The following is a 14,410-nucleotide window of genomic DNA, read 5'->3' on the forward strand; positions in this document are numbered from 1 at the left end:
CTAGGCAGTGTGAGTGGGTGGCTGGGGCTGGTGGTCTGTACTATCGTTTCTGCCCTTTTGGGGCGTGCGATAGGCCAGCCGGTAGAGAGCCGGCATGACGAAAAGCGATAGCATGGTTGCCGCCGCCAAGCCGCCGATGATAGTGGCAGCCATCTGATCGAATAGCAGATCGGTCAGCAAGGGGATCATGCCGAGGGCCGTTGTCAGGGCTCCCATCGAAATCGCCATTGTCCGGTTCAGCGTTGCGGTTTTGATTGCTTGGTCCAAGGACTGCCCCTGCCGGCGTTCCAACTCAATTTGATCCATCAGAACGATGCCGTTTTTGATGATCATCCCTGTCAGGGTGATTGCGCCAATGAGAGCCATGAAACCGAAAGGTTTGCCAAAACCCAGTAGGGCAAAGGTTGCCCCGGTCGCGGCCAGTGGCAAGGTGGCCAGGATGATCATAGGCTGTTTGAAGCCATTGAACATGGCGACAAGAATGATCACCATCAGCAGCATGGCTTTTGGCAACTGGTCGAAAATATCCACCACGGCTTTGTGTTCGTCATAGTATTCGCCGCCCCATTCCATATGGTATCCCGTTGGTAATGGTATCGCCTCGATATCAGCCTTGATGGCGTTGCGCACTCTGGCGGGGGTACTTGAACGGTCGACCCCTGCCTGGGCGGTCATTGTTCTGACTCTGTCGCGGCGCCAGATCATGCTTTCCTCGGGATGTAGCTCAAACCCGTCGACAACCTGCCCGAGCGGGACTGTGTGCAACCCCAGCAGCGATTTGACCGGCAGGGTTTCGAGTGAGGCCATGCTCTGTTCGGCCGCTCGAAGCTGGATAGGGATCAGCTCATCGTTGAGGTTCATTTGTCCTAGCGGCATGCCGCTTGATGCGCGTCGCATGGCAAAGGCAATATCAGCCCGGTTGATACCCGCCCGGCGGGCCTTGTCCTGATTGATAACGGGGAGCAGTACCTTGCTCTGTTGGCGCCAGTCATCACGGACATACTTGGTCTCTGGATGGGCGGCCATGATTGTTTTGGCCTGATCGGCCAACCGGTGCAGGACAACGGGGTCGGGGCCGGAGAAGCGGGCCTCGACGGCGAATTTGTCCGAGGTGGCCAGCTTCAATGCTCGGAAGCGTGGCTGGGCATCGGGGAAATGCGCGGCCAGCCAGTTGTCGCCACGGGCAATTAGCGGGGTGATACTGGCATAGTCTTGGGTATTGATCAGGATTTGGCCGTAGGCCGGGTCAAGAGGCTCGGGCTCTACGGTGACGGAGAAGCGGGGTACACTGGCACCGACGGCCGAAGAAATGCTGCTCACTTCGGGCTGTTCGAGCAGCCAGTCTTCTATTTTTTCCATGTCCGCCGACGTTTGCTCTATTTTGGCAGCATTAGGCAGCCAGTAATCGAGGAAGATGATGGCTCTGTCTGACTGGGGGATGAAATTGACGGCTACATACGGGACGGCGATGGCTGTTACCAGTACCAGCGGGATCAGGCTGCATAGCGTTTTGATTGGATTGTCGACCGTCCAGTTGACTAGTTGCTTGTAGTAGCTGTCTTTGGCGGCGTGATTGGCCGTTGTCGGGCGAATAAATAGCCAGCACATCAATGCGGTAACTGTCATTGCCACCAGCCACGATAGCAGCAGTGACGAGGCAATGATCAGAAAGACCGAGCTGGAAAACTCAGCCGCGTCGGTTTTCGAAAAGAGAACCGGGCTGGCCCCCATGATGGCAATGACTGTTGCCCCGAGCAAAGGTATCGCAGTCTCCTTGACGGAATCGACGGCGGCCTTGGTACGCTCAATGCCCTGATTGAGCTTGACGGCAATCATGTCGGTGATGACGATGGCATTGTCAACCAGCATGCCGAGTGCCAGGATGAAGGTTCCCAGAGAGACCCGGTGCAGGTCGATACCGGCAATGTTCATGTAGATCAGTGTTAGCAATATGGTCAGTAATAGGCTGGATCCGACAATGGCCGCACTCTTGAATCCCATGAAGATAAGCAATACAACGAAGACAATCGCGACACTTTCGAGCAGGTTGCCAACAAAGTTGTCGATGGCTTTTTGTACTTCCTCGGGTTGGTAGGCGACGGTGGAGATATTGACGCCGAGCGGCAGCTTGGCTTCATATTGGTTAATGATGCCGTGGATCGTATCACCGAGGGAGACAACATTGATCCCCTCAACCGGGCTCACGGCCAACGTTACCGCCGGTTCGCCGTTATAGCGGTTTTCCGTCAATGCCGGTGTTTGATAGCCCATTGTCACGTCGGCGATGTCACCCAAACGGATCAGGCCGCTGCCCAGTTCGCTGATCCCGCTTTTGATCACTAGGTTTCGAATATCATCGAGCGATCGCAACTCGCCACTTTGCTGGATACGGATCCGTTCGCGTCCGGCTTCGAACAGGCCAGCATCAAAGGTCATATTCTGGGTGCTGAGCTGATGCCAGACCTGGGCCGTGGAAAGCCCATACTGGGCGAGGCGCTCATCAGGCATGTCGATATAGACGGTGCGGGGTTGAACCCCGTGCAGTTCGATTTTCTTAATTCCCTTGACGGTTTTCAGCTGCCGCTGGAGATCTTCGGCATAGCGGCGTAGCTGCTCGGGGCTGGCATCTCGGCTGTGGATTGAAAATAACATCCCGTAGACTTCGGAAAACTCATCTTGGACGATGCTGATTTGCGCGTTGGCCGGTAGGCTGAGTTTGACATCGTTGACCTTGCGGCGCAGCAAATCCCACTGCTGAGGTAGCTTGGCTGAGTTGAGGCTCTCTTTGAGATCAACGAAAACCATCGAAATGCCAGGGCGCGATAGCGAGCGGAGCCGATTGAGCTCCCCCATTTCCTGCAATTTGGTTTCAATGGTATCGGTGACTTGCTGTTCGACTTCTTCGGCAGATGCGCCGGGGTACAGGGTGACGACGACGGCGGTTTTGACCGTGAAGCTGGGATCTTCCAGTTTTCCGAGATCATAGTAGGCGTAGAGTCCTGCGATAATGCTGAGTACGGTAAAGAACAGGACGAAGGTACGTTGACGGATAGCAAATTCGGCGAGATTGATCATGATACCTCCTTAATCCTGACGAACTTGCAGCTGCGTGGCCGGATCGCCGTCTTTGAGATAGTGGCTGCCACTGACGACGACATAGTCGCCTTCTTGCAACTCGCCGTAGACACAGGCTTGGTATGCATCAACCGCCTGCAGGCTCACGGGCGTTCGGACGATAAGGCTGTCGCGGATCCGGTTGATATGCAGCTCGGCCTTACTGCCAACCAAGGCTGAATACGGCAGGCAGTAGGCATTGCTATGGTGGTTCAATGCAGTGCTGACGGTCACAGCCTTGCCGCTGAACAATGAGTCATTGGTTTCGGCTACTGCCAAGGTCACGGTATAGGTCTGCTTGATGGGGTGGGGCTGGGCGGCGACTTCCGATACGCTGGCGGGAATTGGCCGCGTGGCGTTGTACCAATTGATAGCGGCTTTCTGGCCCAGGCTGAAATGCTTAATGAGGTTTTCGGGGACGTCGATATCCACATCGAGGATTGAGGTATCTTGCAGGATCAGAACCGGAGCCCCTGAGAGGATCTGTTCATGGGCCTCGATATTGATATGGCCGATGGTGCCGGAGAACGGGGCTCGAAGCTCGGTGTAGCGCAGGGCATCCGTGGCCCGCTGGATATTTTTCTCGACAACCTTGATGGCTGACAGGCTACGTTCGTAGCCACTGATCGCCCGGTCAAGATTTACCTTGGCAATGGCATCGTCTTGGGTTGCCTGCCGGACTCGCCGCAGTTCTGCATTGGCGAGCTTATGGGCCGATTGGGCCTCAAGCATTTTTGCATTGAGCTCGTCGAGCACCACTTGGTAGTCATGGGGATCGAGCCGGGCGACAACATCCCCTTTCTGGACCTTATCCCCTTTTTTGACCAAGAGCTGCTGTACGGTTCCCGGCACTCGGAAGGCCAGTGCCGCGCTGTCTTTTGCATGGACAATGCCGCTGAAGTGCTTGTTGCTGTAGCTTGTCGCCGATTTGAGTTCGATGACCTCGAGGGGGCGTGATGCCGGTGATGGCGATTCGGGGGCGGTTTGTTGCTGATTACACCCAACCAGCAGGGGGGCTATCGCAATGGCGATGGCACACTGAGTGAAAGCGTTCATAAGATGACTCCATTTTTGGGGGTCATCTTATAATTGAATGCTGTTCAGATAATTAGCCGTTTATCAGACTGACTGTCATGAATACTGAGACAATTGGCTTAGCTTGGGCACTTCGTCAAGCAGGTGCTCAATGAGCAGTCTGCTGGCATGGTTGAGGGTTTTGGGTTGCGGGTAGAGCAGGTAGCTGTTTTCTGCTTTAGGCTGGTACTGTTCCAGCAAGGTGACTAATTCGCCGCGCTGGATCTCTGTGTGGACTAGCAGGGTCGGCAGAAAGCTAATACCCCGGTGGTTGACGGAGGCTTGTTTGATAAAGCCGACGATATTGGCAATAAGTTTGGGGGCCATGGTGATGCTGCCGTCTTTGAAATGCCAGATATTTTCGATTCCGCCGCTAGGCCAGCGAAAGCAGATACATTGGTGGTGGGCAAGATCGTCGAGGGTCTCCGGGATGCCGTGTTGGCGAAGGTATTGGGGGGAGGCGACAAGGCAGCGATCCAGTTTGATCAGGGGTCTGGCGACCAGATCGGAGTCGATCAGCCTGCCGCTGTGAACTGCAATGTCCAGCCCGTATTGGAACATGTCGGCGAAGCCGTTGTTGATGGTGCGCAGATCCAACTCTACATCGGGATATTTGTCTTGGAAAGCGAACAAAATTGGTTGGAGCAACTCGTGGGCTTCCGCCAGCAATCCTAATTTTATTCGCCCGCGGACATTGTGTACGGCACCGGAAAGCTGTTGGTTGGCCGTATCGAGGATTGCCAGTGCCTTGAGGACATCGCGGTAGTAGCTCTCCCCCTTGTTGGTCAGCGAAAGGCGGCGGGTCGTACGGTGGAACAATTGGGCATTGAGTTTGTGTTCCAGTTCGTTGATCCGCCTGCTGACATTGGCACGGGGCAGGTCATGGGCATTGGCGGCGGCCGTAAAGCTACCGAGTTCGACAATTTTGACGAACAGTTTGAGGTCATCGACTTTCACACTGTGGCCTGTGGTGAGTTCTGGGGAAAAACAGCATACGCGATGAAGGCTGGTGCCGGCATTGATATTGAGCAAGATGGGCGATGGCGTGTAAGTGGGCGATTGCCGCCCGAGCTGGCGCTGAGAGAGAGTATTATTTTCATTGCGGTTCACAACTGCGGAGCTTGGGTATAGAGTGTCTAGATAGCTCTAACTTATTGTAATTATTATTGCTGATGGTTGCCTGATGTCTTTCGGGCGCTATATTGTCTAATCAAAAGAGCTTTAGACCAAGGGAGATGAATTTTTATGGGGACATACAAAACACTGCTGGCAGCCAGCATCGCGATGCTGGGAGCTGGCGGAGCGGTATCTGCCGAGCAGGACCCGTTTTTGTGGCTTGAAGAAGTCGAAAGTGAGCAAGCCTTGAGCTGGGTTAAGCAGCAAAACGGTGTCACTCAGGCTTATCTCCAAAAGGGCGACAACTACCAGCAGGTTTTTGAGGACTCTCTGGCTATTCTCAATGCCGAAGACAAACTGGCCTATCCGCGTCTTTTAGGGGGGTATTACTATAATTTTTGGCAAGATAGCGATCATGTCAAAGGCATCTACCGCCGAACGTCACCGGAGGAATACCGCAAGCCGAACCCGAAATGGGAAACGGTGATCGACGTTGACGCACTGGCCAAGGCGGAGAAGACCGACTGGGTCTACAAGGGGATGGAATGCCTTGAGCCTGATAACACCCGCTGTTTGGTATCGCTGTCTCGGGGAGGCGCCGATGCTACGGTAGTGCGTGAGTTTGACCTGTCCAGCAAGCGCTTTATCACCGATGGCTTTGTCCTGCCCGAAGCGAAATCTCAAGTTAGCTGGTTCGATCACAATCATTTGCTGGTGGCTACCGACTACGGGGAAGGTAGTCTGACGGATTCGGGTTATCCTCGTCAGGTTAAATTGTGGCGTCGAGATACTCAATTGGCCGAGGCCAAGCCGCTCTATGAAGGTGCCGTCGAGTCGGTATCTGCCTCGGGCTACACACTGCATGACCGTCATGGCCAGATTGCGTTGATCCGGGAAGGCACCAGTTTTTATACCAGCAAGAACTTCCTCCTTGATGAGAAGCAGCAGCTTCATGCTTTGGCGATCCCGGACGATGCGACGGTGGGCGGGTATTTCGATGGCAAGCTGTTTTTCCAGCTAAAGTCCGATACCGAGAATTACGGCCAGACGCTGGTTCAGGGCAGTATTGTGTATGCGCCGGTGGACGAGCTGATCAAAGAGAAGCCGAGATACCAAAAATTTGTGGCACCGACGCCCCATGCGAGTATTGAGGGGCTGCATTTTACCGCCAATCATATCTTGGTGACTTGGCTGGAGGATGTGACTAGCAAGTTAGCGATCTATTCCCCAGCCAAGGACGGGGGATGGCAGGCCAAGCAACTTCCCCTTGGGGATAACGGCAGCCTTTATGCGTTCAACGCCAATGCCCAGAGTGATCATTTCTTTATCGATTACTCGAGCTTTTTGTTGCCAGCCAGCATCTATGACGTGGACGCTGAAACGGCACAAGTGTCCTTGTTGAAATCAGCTCCGGCTAAGTTTGCCGCCGACGATATGGTGAGCGAGCAGTTCTTTGCTACATCCAAGGATGGGACCAAGGTTCCGTATTTTGTGATCCACAAAAAAGCGCTCAAGCTTGATGGCAACAACCCGACATTGCTATACGGCTACGGTGGGTTTGAGGTCAGCCTAACTCCTTATTACAGCGCCATTATCGGCAAGAATTGGTTGGAAAAAGGCGGTGTCTATGTGCTGGCCAATATTCGCGGGGGCGGTGAGTATGGCCCTGCATGGCATCGGGCCGCACTCAAGCATCATCGCCATAAGGCGTATGAGGACTTTGAGGCGATTGCCGAGGATCTGATAGCCCGTAAGCTAACCAGTCCCGCACACCTTGGTATTCAGGGAGGGAGCAATGGTGGGTTGCTGATGGGAGCTGCGGTAACACGCCGCCCAGACTTGTATAACGCCGTTGTCTGTCAAGTTCCGCTACTGGACATGAAACGCTTCCATAAGTTGTTGGCTGGGGCGAGCTGGATGGCTGAGTATGGCGATCCGGATCTGGCTTCCGATTGGGATTACCTGAAGACCTACTCTCCTTATCATAATGTCCATAAGGAGACGGCATACCCGAAAGTGCTGTTTACGACTTCGACGCGTGATGATCGGGTTCATCCTGCCCATGCCCGTAAGATGGTTGCCTTGATGCAGGCACAAGGCCATGACGTGCTCTATTACGAAAACCTCGAAGGTGGGCATGCCGGAGCGTCAAATAACAATACGCGCGCAGAGATGTACTCGCAAATCTACAGTTACTTGTACGATCGCTTGATGTAAGGTCGATAGCTGATAGCTGATAGCTGAAAAGCCACCGTTTTTGACGGTGGCTTTTTTATTACGCTATCGTGGTGCGCGGAGTGATCGCTAAGAGCAGACAAACCATGAGGTCGAAGCTGCGGTGATATAGGCTTGCTCGTGCCACGGTACTAATTCCTGTGCTGGGGCGGTGCGCAGATCCCCTTTGTATTTTTGGCTGACGAGCGCCCGGATGATTCCATTCTGGCTGGATTGCACTTGGCCGCGGTAGGTATAGCCATAAGGCGAACCTGGTGGTTTGTCGAAAATACAGACGGTTGCCCCAGGATTGGCACTGATATAGAGGCTTTCTTCGCTAACCACGGCTGGAGCTGGTTGGGCGGGAGGGGCCTGATGCAAGGTGCCGGCTTCGGCTGGCGGAACGAGCAGGCGTTCTGCACCATAGGGCTCATAGCCGAGCACTTGAGCCGCCTCGAACCATTCCTCACCGTTATGGTGGGTATTTTCGATGGTTTTTAAGGTAACGAATGGGCCATCAAGGCAGAGATCGGCCCATAGGTCGGTACTGGAAATCCGCGCATAGAAGATAGGCTGCTCGTCATAGGTGTTGGCATTGCTTACGCACCATGTCCCCGTTCCTTGGTGGATCAGCTGTCCTTGATTGATATTACAGACATTTTTTGCAAGCGTTTGGTATTCGACGACATCATGCTCGGCCTGTTGCGGGTTGTCCGAACAGTAGCGGTAGGTGAACGTGAACTCGCTTTTTGGGTAGAAAATCCCCTTGTCGACCACTGCACCGTTGCGGCGGGTTTCATTGAAAGTCACGAAACTTTGAGTGGTATCGTAAAAGCTATATTCGCTGGGTGTGCGCGGGGCATGAGAGGTTGTCCCACAGCCAGCAACAAGCAGGGGCAGTAACGGTAAATATAGGGACGATCGTATCTTCTTTATAAAAAACATAGGCTACCTGTTACACACCGTTTAGAGGGCTAATCGGTGCTATCACTGTGAACCAACACGAGGGTAAGTATAAGTCCTGCAAGGCTCAGCGATGAGTAATCGAACCGCTGTGGCAAAAATGAAACAGTGCCGGTCATGCTGGTATGAAGTGTGGGGAGCATAAAGAGGCAGGGGGTAAAACGCATTAGGATGAAGATAAGGGGGGACCGATTTGGCAGGTGTTTCCCAAAAAAAGTTGTAAACAATGAGCAAAAGAGCGTGTTTTGGGGAAATGGTAGGAGATATAGGTGGGGGCAGGACAGCGGTTGTTCCTGTTCCGAATGTTCCGTACCGCTGCCTGCCAAATAGGTGGATATATTATTGGGTCAGCGGCAAGCTGGCCCCTAGCAAGGCAAATAAACTGCCGCATCCTTGGTTAAAACGACGTCCGCTCTTTTCAAGCCAAGGCCGTAGGCGGGTGGCGGCGCTGGCGACCATGAACTCAACCAAGAATTCCATAACGGCATAGGTGGAGGCCATGATTAAAAACTGCATTAGGAGAGGTTGGCCCTGATTGATAAACTGCGGCAGGAAGGCGCCGAAGAACAGCAGTACTTTGGGGTTGGCGATGGCCGAGAGGAATCCCTGCCGGAAGCGGGCAGCGTTGCTCAACTGGTGGGATGAATCAAGCTTGCCAATCGCAATACCCGGCGAGCGCCAAAGTTGGATACCGAGGTAAATCAGGTAGGCCCCGCCTAGCCATTTGCACACGGTCAGAATATGGGCAGAGGCTTGCATCAACGAGCCGATACCAATCATCGAAAGGGCAATAACAATCATAAAACCGCTGACACCGCCGCTGATGGTGGCGAGCGTTTTGCGGCGGCCGTATATGGCACCGTGGCTCAGAGCCAGCAGCACGTTGGGGCCCGGTGCAAAGGCCAGCCCGGTAACGGCGAAGAGGTAAATAAGCCAGCTTTCGAAACTCATTGATATTCCTGTTGGTTATATTTCGAAGGCAGCAGTATAGCGATTGAGAAATGGATGTATGTGGTCTTATTTGGAATAGATAAGGTATTATTTAGACATTATTGACTATGTTGATCACCTCTTGTGTCTGAATATCCGAACTTGCCGCTATCCCCTGATGTCCGTTTTTTGCTGTTGCCTCTGCCAGCTTTCAATATGCTGCCCTTTGCCGGGTTCCTCGATAAATTGCGCTTTTCGGCCGACGAGGAAGATTTCAGCCGTCAGCGATATTGCAGTTGGGATATTGCCAGCTTGCACCGTGGGGCGTTGGCGTCCAGTAGTGGGGCGGTAATAGATGTCAGTACGAGTATCATTGATGTTGATTTGGAACATTATGATTATTTGGTGCTATTTGGCAGCCGCAATGCCCAGCAGTGTATGGAGTATGTCGATGATTACCGTGCTTTTCTGCGCCGTGCCGCGGTGAAAAATCTCAAGCTGGTGGCGATCGACAATGCCAGTTTTCTGTTGGCAGCTGCAGGGCTGCTTGAACGATGTCAGGTTGCGGTTCATTGGCGCCATGCCCGTGAGTTTGCCTCTTTTTTCCCGGCTATCGAGGTCAAACAGGATCAGTTGTTTTGCATTGATGGTAAGCGGATTACATGTGCCGGGGGGACGGCGGCGATTGAATTGGCCGCGGAGCTATTGGCTGTTCATTGCGGCCGTGAGCGAGCATTTAAGGGGCTGGCCGATATGTTGGTGGATGAGGCCAGAGACTCGCATCATCACCTGCGTTCATTGGATAAAGACAAATTGGCAATACAGGGAGGGAGTCGCCATGTGGCACGGGCGATCGGATTGATGCGTCAGTCTCTATCAGGTACGGAGACTATCGACGTGCTGGGCGAGACACTGGGTTTGGGACGGCGGCAACTCGATCGGTTGTTTATGGCCCAGCATGGTGTGACGGCCAAGGCGTACTGGCAGACAATGAAGCTCGAGCACGCCCAATGGCGTCTGCGCAATAGTAGTAATAGCCTTGGAACAATTGCAGAAGAGATCGGTATCTCTGATGTGAGTTATTTTTGCCGGGTGTTCAAGCGTCATTTCGGGCTATCGCCGGGTGAGTATCGCCGCCGTGGTTAGAGGTTCTCAATATTGGCAATGAGCTGCTTGGCATGGTCAAGAACAGCCTGTCGCTCGTCTTCACGTTTGTTGTCCCAGCTTCGGTAGATAACCGCCGTTCTGGGATTGGCGGCAATTCGCCGCTGGTGGCGGTCGAGAAAGTGCCAATAGAGACTGTTGAAAGGGCATGAGTCCGGCTCGGTCTTGGTTTTGGGGTTATAGTGGCAACCGGTGCAGTAGTCGCTCATTTTGTTGATATAGTTGCCGCTGGCTGCATAGGGTTTGGTGGCGATCAGGCCGCCATCGGCGAACAGGGCCATGCCTCGTGTATTGGGCATTTCTACCCACTCAATTGCATCGATGTAGATCCCCAAATACCAGTGGTCGACCTGATCCGGATCGATGCCCGTGAGTAGGCAAAAATTGCCGGTGACCATCAGGCGCTGGATATGATGGGCATAGGACATAGCCAGTGATTGTGTGATAGCGGCTGCCATGCAGGCCATTTTTGTCTTCCCGTTCCAGAAAAAATCGGGAAGTTTACGCTTGGCTTCCAGCGCATTGAGCGTAGGGTAGAGTGGCATGTTGGCCCAGTACATACCACGGATATATTCACGCCAGCCAAGGATCTGGCGGACAAATCCTTCGATTTGCGCAAGGTTGATATCGTCATTTTCTCGGTAGGCAGCAATCGCTGAGTTAATGACCTCGCGGGGATGGAGAATTTTGCTGTTCAGAGCGAAGGATAACCGCGAATGGTAGAGGCTCCAGCTGTACGGCGAGTGCGCGGTCATGGCGTCTTGAAACCGGCCAAAGCTGGCGAGTTGGTGCTGGCAAAAATAGGCCAGCAGCGAGCGGGCCTGTTGGCGGCTTGTCGGCCACAGGAGCTGCGGGGTTGCCGTGCCGATAGTGGCAACCTTGTGTCGTTGAAGCCGCTGAAGGATGGGCTCGCAGTTGTCTGCAAATTGTAGCGGGGGCGGGATCGCCTCAATATCTTTGACCTTCAGTGTTTGGCGGTTTTCTTTGTCGTAGTTCCATTTCCCCCCTTCGGGCTTGTCCCCGGCCATCAATATCCCGTGCGTCTTGCGCATCCTGCGGTAGAAATGCTCCATGACGACGGCTTTACCTGCCGGAAACTGTTTGGTGATCTCGGAAAAGGGCAGTAGGAAATGCTCGCTGTCCACTTCGCGCAATTGTGTGCTCTCTGGCAGTGACAGGTTGCGAAGCTGTGTGAACAAACGGTATTCGTCGGGGCGTTGGAATTCGACTTGGCGAATATGGTGCTTGGCAACGAGCTGGTTTAGGAGGGCCGGAAGCGTAGGTGTTTGGGCCGTGTCATCTAAGGTCAGGTGTAGGACATTGTGCCCGGCTTGCTCTAGTGCCTTGGCAAATTGTGCCATGGCCATAAAGAATGCACAGATTTTTTGGATATGGTGGACAACATAGCCTGTCTCTTGGTGGAGCTCGGCAACAAGGTAGACGACGCCCGGATCGTTGGTTTGGTACCAGCTATGGGACGCATTGAGCTGGTCACCGAGTATAAGGCGCAGGGTATGGTAGTGATCGCAACGCATTTCCGATCCTTTGTTAGTTTATTCGTGCAGGTATAGAACGTTGTGCGAGTTTGGCGTCTCAGTATATTGGCCAGTCTGCCGCGTCAACCGAGTCCATGCCGCCGTCATGTTTGTTTCCTTGCCAGCTACGGATGAAACGCTGCTCGGGATCATATTGGGCGGTTTGTTTGTCGAGGTTGAAGCGGCGGTGCTCTCGGGGATCGGCCCCTACACCAGCAAGGTACTGCCAATTGCCCCAATTTGATGCCAGATCATAGTCAATCAGATGCTGCTCGAAATAACCTGCGCCATAGCGCCAGTCAAGTTCGAGCTCATTGACTAGGCAGCTGGCGACAAGTTGCCTGCCGCGGTTGGACATGAATCCGGTCTGGCGTAGCTGGTTCATGCAGGCATTGACGATGGGATAAGGGGTGTTGCCCTCGCACCAACGACGAAAACGCTCTGGGTAGAAGGCGGTATGGGGACTGCGGTTTCTGATCCCGGCAAAGTGGTACATTTTGGTTCCGTAGCAGTGGGCATACCACTGGAAGTATTCCCGCCATAGTAGTTCGAATTTAATCCATCCGGTTGAGTCATTGGCCCCATGTTGATGCTCGTAGTTTTCCAGTACGCGAATAATGGTGTGGGGAGACAGGCAGCCCAAAGCCAGCCAGGGGGAAAACTTGGTGGAGTAGTCCCAGCCGTCAAGCTGGTTGCGGGTGATTTTGTAGTTGCGAGGTTTGTCGGATGCGAAATAGTGTTTGATATGCTCCAGCCCGGCAAGCTCTCCTCCGGTGAAGGGATTATCGTGGCGTGAATTGAGCATGGGGCTTACCACATCATAATCATTGATGCTTTTGATTGCTGGCGGCATACGGGTGATTGATGAGAGTGGATTGCGAATAGGGATATCGTCGACTTGGCGGCGAAAGGCTGAAAAAGTTTCAGGTAATTCTTTAATATCAAAGGGTAATTCGGTGCGGTCGAACAGAGTATGGCCAGCAACCTGACGAAAAACGAGAAAAGGATAGCGCCCTTGTAGTGTTTGCCATATCCGGTTCTCATAGATGCCGGCATGTTCGCTGCTGTAGACGGCAGATACGCTAAATTGGCTGATGAGTTGCGGTAAAATATCCAAAGGGTGTTCGAGAAGCACATGAAGAACTTGGCCGTAGCTATGAAGCTGTTCTCGCAGGGAATCAAGAGATTGTAGGAGAAACTGCTGGCGGGCATAGCCGAGTTGTGTCATTCGGTAAGGGTATTGATTGGCGTTGCCCGGGGGAAGGCAGTAAACACAGATGAGATGGTCGACTTCTTCGCAGGCAAGGGAGAAGGCCGGGTTGTCATGTAGCCTCAAATCATTTTGAAACAAATAGATGCCTGTCGCCATTGTGCTTCCTCGCTCTGCTAAATGTCGCCCCTGTATTATGTGTGCAGGGCATCGGCCAAGTCCGTTACCGCTAACTATAGTCCATCATTTAATTTGATTATTTGGAATTGGTATTTGTGTGGTGAGCGTTTGTGTGGGGATGTGACTCAGCAATAGCAATAGCAATAGCAATAGGCGGGTCGGATCCCGCCGGGCATTTAGTAGTGATGGGTACGCTTGGCCACCAAGGTAAATTTGTAGTCGGATGACTTGAAGTAGTTGCGGCTATATTCGAATACGGTCCCATCCACCAAGTAGCCTTTGGTAATCTTCTCTATGATGGGCTGGTCAGCCGGTATGCCAAGCTGGTTGACGACTTCTTCCGGTGGCAGAACGGGGATAATTTCCTGTTCGCTGCGGTCGATGATCATTTTCTTTTTCCCTTCGATAAACTCATATTTTGAGCCTTGCATGACCTCATAGCTGAGATCAGGAAAGAGCGACAGCGGCATCCAGGTTTCTTCAAGCGTGACTGGATTATCGTCGATAAAGCGTACCCGTTTGACATAGAAAATACGGTCCAGCTCCGTGATTTCGAGCGCTTCGGCAATCTGCAGTGATGGGGTGGTAATTTCAAAACTCAGAATATCGCTGTGGGTCTTGACGTTCAGGTGGCTCAGCTTTTCATAGAAACTTGAGTACTGGTACATGTCGTAGTCGACTTTGGTTTCTTTCACATAAGTACCGCTTCCCTGAATACTCTCGAGGACATTTTGTTCGATGAGTAACTTCAGTGCCTGACGCACGGTAACGCGGCTGACCGAGAATTGCTCGCGCAGCTGGGCTTCTGTCGGCAGGGCTTCCCCAGGTTTGTAGTCACCGGCTTGGATCTGTTCCTTTATTGCATCAGCAATTTGGCGGTACATAGGAAGGCGTGCCACATGCTTCTCCT

10 protein-coding genes are annotated in these 14,410 nt (G+C 53.1%); 2 read left to right on the forward strand and 8 right to left on the reverse strand.

Annotation, left to right across the window (positions count from 1 at the left end; genetic code table 11):
• The 3 genes from ACSF8X_RS16360 to ACSF8X_RS16370 all read right to left on the reverse strand — a co-directional run bounded on the left by ACSF8X_RS16360 (window position 1) and on the right by ACSF8X_RS16370 (window position 5,145).
• Window positions 1-3,075 carry an efflux RND transporter permease subunit gene (locus ACSF8X_RS16360; RefSeq protein ID WP_500851673.1) on the reverse strand — a complete coding sequence of 1,025 codons (3,075 nt, stop codon included), beginning with the start codon at window positions 3,073-3,075 and terminating at the stop codon, window positions 1-3.
• A 9-nt stretch (window positions 3,076-3,084) separates the two neighbouring features.
• Complete coding sequence (locus ACSF8X_RS16365) at window positions 3,085-4,170, reverse strand: efflux RND transporter periplasmic adaptor subunit (protein WP_500851674.1); 1,086 nt, start codon at window positions 4,168-4,170, stop codon at window positions 3,085-3,087.
• A 75-nt stretch (window positions 4,171-4,245) separates the two neighbouring features.
• Window positions 4,246-5,145, reverse strand: a complete 900-nt coding sequence (locus tag ACSF8X_RS16370; RefSeq protein ID WP_500852155.1) for a LysR family transcriptional regulator — start codon at window positions 5,143-5,145, stop codon at window positions 4,246-4,248.
• A gap of 288 nt (window positions 5,146-5,433) precedes the next feature.
• On the opposite strand from ACSF8X_RS16370, the gene ACSF8X_RS16375 reads away from it, so the two are divergent.
• Window positions 5,434-7,521, forward strand: a complete 2,088-nt coding sequence (locus ACSF8X_RS16375) for a prolyl oligopeptidase family serine peptidase (RefSeq protein WP_500851675.1) — start codon at window positions 5,434-5,436, stop codon at window positions 7,519-7,521.
• 87 nt (window positions 7,522-7,608) lie between these two features.
• Here ACSF8X_RS16375 and ACSF8X_RS16380 read toward each other — a convergent pair whose 3' ends face one another.
• Complete coding sequence (locus ACSF8X_RS16380) at window positions 7,609-8,328, reverse strand: hypothetical protein (RefSeq protein ID WP_157037897.1); 720 nt, start codon at window positions 8,326-8,328, stop codon at window positions 7,609-7,611.
• A 492-nt stretch (window positions 8,329-8,820) separates the two neighbouring features.
• Window positions 8,821-9,432, reverse strand: a complete 612-nt coding sequence (locus ACSF8X_RS16385; RefSeq protein ID WP_047880295.1) for a LysE family translocator — start codon at window positions 9,430-9,432, stop codon at window positions 8,821-8,823.
• A gap of 123 nt (window positions 9,433-9,555) precedes the next feature.
• Between ACSF8X_RS16385 and ACSF8X_RS16390 the strand changes: the two genes are divergently transcribed.
• The gene (locus ACSF8X_RS16390; RefSeq protein ID WP_500851676.1) at window positions 9,556-10,557 is read left to right on the forward strand and encodes a GlxA family transcriptional regulator; all 1,002 of its coding nucleotides are present in this window, start codon (window positions 9,556-9,558) and stop codon (window positions 10,555-10,557) included.
• On the opposite strand, the gene ACSF8X_RS16395 is transcribed toward ACSF8X_RS16390, so the two are convergent.
• The 3 genes from ACSF8X_RS16395 to ACSF8X_RS16405 form a co-directional block, all read right to left on the reverse strand.
• Entirely contained in the window at window positions 10,554-12,110 is a 1,557-nt protein-coding gene (locus ACSF8X_RS16395) for a cryptochrome/photolyase family protein (protein WP_500851677.1), read from the reverse strand. The genes ACSF8X_RS16390 and ACSF8X_RS16395 overlap by 4 nt on opposite strands.
• 58 nt (window positions 12,111-12,168) lie before the next feature.
• Window positions 12,169-13,479, reverse strand: coding sequence for a DASH family cryptochrome (locus ACSF8X_RS16400; protein WP_500851678.1), 1,311 nt, complete (start codon window positions 13,477-13,479; stop codon window positions 12,169-12,171).
• Window positions 13,480-13,676: 197 nt separating this feature from the next.
• Window positions 13,677-14,399 carry a GntR family transcriptional regulator gene (locus tag ACSF8X_RS16405; RefSeq protein WP_205626102.1) on the reverse strand — a complete coding sequence of 241 codons (723 nt, stop codon included), beginning with the start codon at window positions 14,397-14,399 and terminating at the stop codon, window positions 13,677-13,679.
• Window positions 14,400-14,410 lie beyond the last annotated feature (11 nt).

The organism is Photobacterium panuliri (genome assembly GCF_059920555.1).

What these genes read in the sequence shown, in the direction of transcription:
- ACSF8X_RS16365 (WP_500851674.1), bottom strand. Translation starts at nt 4,170, where the DNA reads ATGAACGCTTTCACTCAGTGTGCCATCGCCATTGCGATAGCCCCCCTG.
- ACSF8X_RS16375 (WP_500851675.1), top strand. Translation starts at nt 5,434, where the DNA reads ATGGGGACATACAAAACACTGCTGGCAGCCAGCATCGCGATGCTGGGA.
- ACSF8X_RS16400 (WP_500851678.1), bottom strand. Translation starts at nt 13,479, where the DNA reads ATGGCGACAGGCATCTATTTGTTTCAAAATGATTTGAGGCTACATGAC.
- ACSF8X_RS16385 (WP_047880295.1), bottom strand. Translation starts at nt 9,432, where the DNA reads ATGAGTTTCGAAAGCTGGCTTATTTACCTCTTCGCCGTTACCGGGCTG.
- ACSF8X_RS16395 (WP_500851677.1), bottom strand. Translation starts at nt 12,110, where the DNA reads ATGCGTTGCGATCACTACCATACCCTGCGCCTTATACTCGGTGACCAG.
- ACSF8X_RS16360 (WP_500851673.1), bottom strand. Translation starts at nt 3,075, where the DNA reads ATGATCAATCTCGCCGAATTTGCTATCCGTCAACGTACCTTCGTCCTG.